The sequence below is a fragment of the Actinotignum sp. usb-actsch-rep-73 genome (genome assembly GCF_059082735.1).
Window position 1 is genome coordinate 1 of sequence record NZ_JBHNPV010000008.1, and the last position, 3,294, is coordinate 3,294.

The 3,294-nt window shown below is 57.5% G+C and carries 5 protein-coding genes; all 5 read left to right on the top strand.

Annotation, left to right across the window (positions count from 1 at the left end; genetic code table 11):
- On the top strand, positions 1-187 hold a 187-nt coding region (locus AC5RE1_RS00610), incomplete at its 5' end, for an LAVTG motif-containing sortase-dependent surface protein (protein ID WP_493938188.1).
- Positions 188-309: 122 nt separating this feature from the next.
- Entirely contained in the window at positions 310-1,179 is an 870-nt protein-coding gene (locus tag AC5RE1_RS00615) for a DNA adenine methylase (RefSeq protein ID WP_493938189.1), read from the top strand.
- 303 nt (positions 1,180-1,482) lie between these two features.
- The gene (locus AC5RE1_RS00620; RefSeq protein ID WP_006680464.1) at positions 1,483-1,845 is read left to right on the top strand and encodes a glutaredoxin family protein; all 363 of its coding nucleotides are present in this window, start codon (positions 1,483-1,485) and stop codon (positions 1,843-1,845) included.
- Complete coding sequence (locus AC5RE1_RS00625; protein ID WP_493938190.1) at positions 1,842-2,774, top strand: C40 family peptidase; 933 nt, start codon at positions 1,842-1,844, stop codon at positions 2,772-2,774. Before AC5RE1_RS00620 ends, AC5RE1_RS00625 begins: the two co-directional genes overlap by 4 nt.
- Positions 2,775-2,804: 30 nt before the next feature.
- Positions 2,805-3,179, top strand: coding sequence for a single-stranded DNA-binding protein (locus tag AC5RE1_RS00630; RefSeq protein WP_493938191.1), 375 nt, complete (start codon positions 2,805-2,807; stop codon positions 3,177-3,179).
- Positions 3,180-3,294 lie beyond the last annotated feature (115 nt).

Sequence of the window (3,294 nt, forward strand, 5' to 3'; positions counted from 1 at the left end):
ACCCTCGCCAGAACCTGCACCTTCGCCAGAACCTGCACCCTCGCCGGAACCTGCACCCACGCCGGAACCTGAGCCCACACCCCAGCCGCTTGCTCAAACAGGCGCAAACCTCGCACCGCTAGGCGTAGCCACGCTACTGGTTGCAGGTGGTGCAGCCGCCCTCGTAGCTAAGCGACGCAAGAACTAACCCCACAGGCCCCTCCAAGAGATAGTTAAGGCCCGCACCTTTTGGTGCGGGCCTTAACTCTGTGCGCGCACACCCTACGTAATAGGTATGAGCGAAAACCAACTGCACAAACAAGGCACTGCATGAGGAATCTATCTCCCCTGCGATACCCCGGTGGAAAAGTGCGCCTCGCACCCTTTTTCGCCCAGCTCCTGGCTATCCAGGACCCCGTTCCCACTCGATACGCAGAACCCTTCGCCGGAGGCGCTGGCGCAGCCTTACGCCTCCTCGACGAAGAATGCGTCTCCCACATCCACATCAATGATGTCCACCCCGGCATCGCGGCCTTCTGGCGCTCCGTAACTACTCACTCCGATGAATTTATCCAGCTCATCGAAACAACGGAGGTCACTATCAGTCAATGGCACGAACAGCGCGCAATCTTTGAAGCGGGTCCCAATGGAGACGATCTCGCCCTCGGCTTCGCCACTTTCTTCCTCAATCGCACCAACCGATCTGGCATCCTCACTGCACGCCCCATCGGTGGACTCAACCAGACCGGCAGATGGCTCATCGATGCCCGCTACAACAAACAAGGACTCATCTCGCGCATCAAACGCATCCAAGAATTAGCCGACCACATCACCGTGACCGAGCTTGATGCGCTCGATTTCCTTGACAGTATCGAGCACTACGAGGACAACATCTTTGTTTACGCTGACCCCCCATACGTCGTCCAGGGGAACAAGCTCTATCTCCACGCCTTCAATGCTGACGACCACAAAACCCTCGCCGATAAAATTCTGAGCGCTCTCTACCCTTGGGTTCTCACCTACGATGATGAAAAAATCATCTGGCAAGATCTATATGGAGGCGAACGTTGTGCTCGCTTCAACCTCGCTCATACCGCACAAAACAGTCATATCGGGACAGAAACCATCATCTACGGGCCAACGATTAACGTTCCTCGCACTCAGGAAATCACCCCCGGCGTACAAGCCAATTGGATCTAACCTCATTAGCCAAAAGACTCAATCGGCGTACTCATGACGTCGCGAACGCTCTGGGTCAAATGAGCGCCGTGCCGGGTAGGCGAGGCTTGCTTGGACGTGCACCATTTACGTGTGTGCCTGATCGCTTTAGGGCTGACAGGCCTGTCTTGCGATGGAAGCCAGAACCTGAGCCCTCGTCCACTACAACCAGCAAGGCCACAAATGGCTCCGCACCCCTCTCTCTGGCCCCTTCCAGGGATAGTTAAGGCCCGCACCTTTTGGTGCGGGCCTTAACTCTGTGCGCGCACAACCTACGTAGTAGGTATGAGCGAAAACATTACTATTTACACCACCCCGCACTGTCCAGGGTGTGCCCTGACCCAACGCAAGTTGGACAAGGCAGGAATCACCTACAACGCCATTGACTTAAGCAAGCGACCCGACCTGGTAGAACAGTTCAAAAACGAAGGCCTCCTATCAGCCCCGATCATAGAAACCCAAACGGGTCGCTCATCTGGGTTTAACCCCCAGCGCATCCGCGAAATCATCGCCCTGGCCACCCCTTACACCAAACCAGACCAAGCGGGCCGCGCAAACAATACCGGCCACACAAGCGCTGTCAGCACCCCCAGCCACACGAGGAACCTCGATCACGGTGTAACCACCGAGCAAGGGCGCGGGCTGTGAAAACGACACTCATCGCCGCAGCCCCGCTCATGCTCTTGCCTCTGATGATGACTGGAGGCGGAGCCGAAGGAGCAGGAGCGGGCCTAGAGGGAGTGCCCCCCGAATATGTGCAGGCCGTGATGAAAGCGGGGAGTATCTGCACCGAAATCACGCCGAGCCTCATCGCTGGACAAATCGAGGCTGAATCCGGGTGGGACCCGAAAGCGCTCAGCCCAGCAGGCGCACAAGGTATCGCTCAGTTCATGCCCGCCACATGGAAATCTCACGGGATAGACGCAAACGGGGACGGGGTGGCCAACCCGTTCGACCCTATCGATGCTATCGCCAGCCAAGGCCAGTTCATGTGCAAGCTAGTAGACACCGTGAAAGCCTACGTCGCGAGCGGGCAAGCAACAGGAAACGTGGTTGATCTTGCCCTGGCCGCATACAACGCGGGACCGGGAGCCGTCCAACAATACCGGGGCATACCCCCCTACTCTGAAACCCAAAACTACGTAACCAAAATCAAACAGCTGGCCAAAAAATACACTCAAAAAAGTGCTTCAGCCTCGTCCGTAGTGGCCACTGCCCAAAAATATCTTGGCACCCCCTACAAGTGGGGAGGCACCAGCGCGGATGGACTGGACTGTTCGGGCCTCATCGTGCGCGTCTACACCGACCTCGGCAAACCCCTCAACGCGCGCACCGCCCACGACATCATCACCCGAGCAGGCACACCCATAGACCAATCAGCCCTACAACCAGGCGACCTGATCGGCTTCGCCACTCCGGGCAGCGGCCACTACCACCACATCGGCATCTACGCAGGCAAAGACCCCAGTGGCAAGCGGCTCATGATCCACGCCCCCGACGTGGGCGGACACGTCGAACAAATACCCCTCGACACCCCCTACTGGCTCAGCTTGCACTGGCAAGCCGTCCGCATCTAACCAACCAAACAACCATTGAGGAGTCCAACAGTGAGCTACATAGTACGAGCTGGAAACCTAGCAGGCCCCGTCAAACTCACCCAAAACACTGACGGCACCCACCACGGGCGCGTAACCGTGATCGTAAACGACCGGGCTAAAGACCCAGAAACCGGCACATGGGAGGACACGGCCACAACCGCCTACTACCTGAGAGTCCAAGGCCAAACCGCCGTGAAACTCAAAGACTTCCAAGAGTTAAACGGCAACGCCGCCATCATCTTTAGTGGCACCTACCACGCGCGCACCTACACCAGTCAAGACGGGCAAGAGCGCGTAGCCCACGACGTGTGGGTAGACCACATCGGAGCAGACATTGCCCTCCAAGAACTACACATCAGCACCCACAACTCCACAAACAACTAACCAAGGGGAACACCCATGACCCGCACACTCGACCGGGCGCACCCATGCGAGACACGCAAGACAAGAAAGCGGAAGCGCGACTGCTACTGCCACACCTGCCGAAAATGCTTCTCTT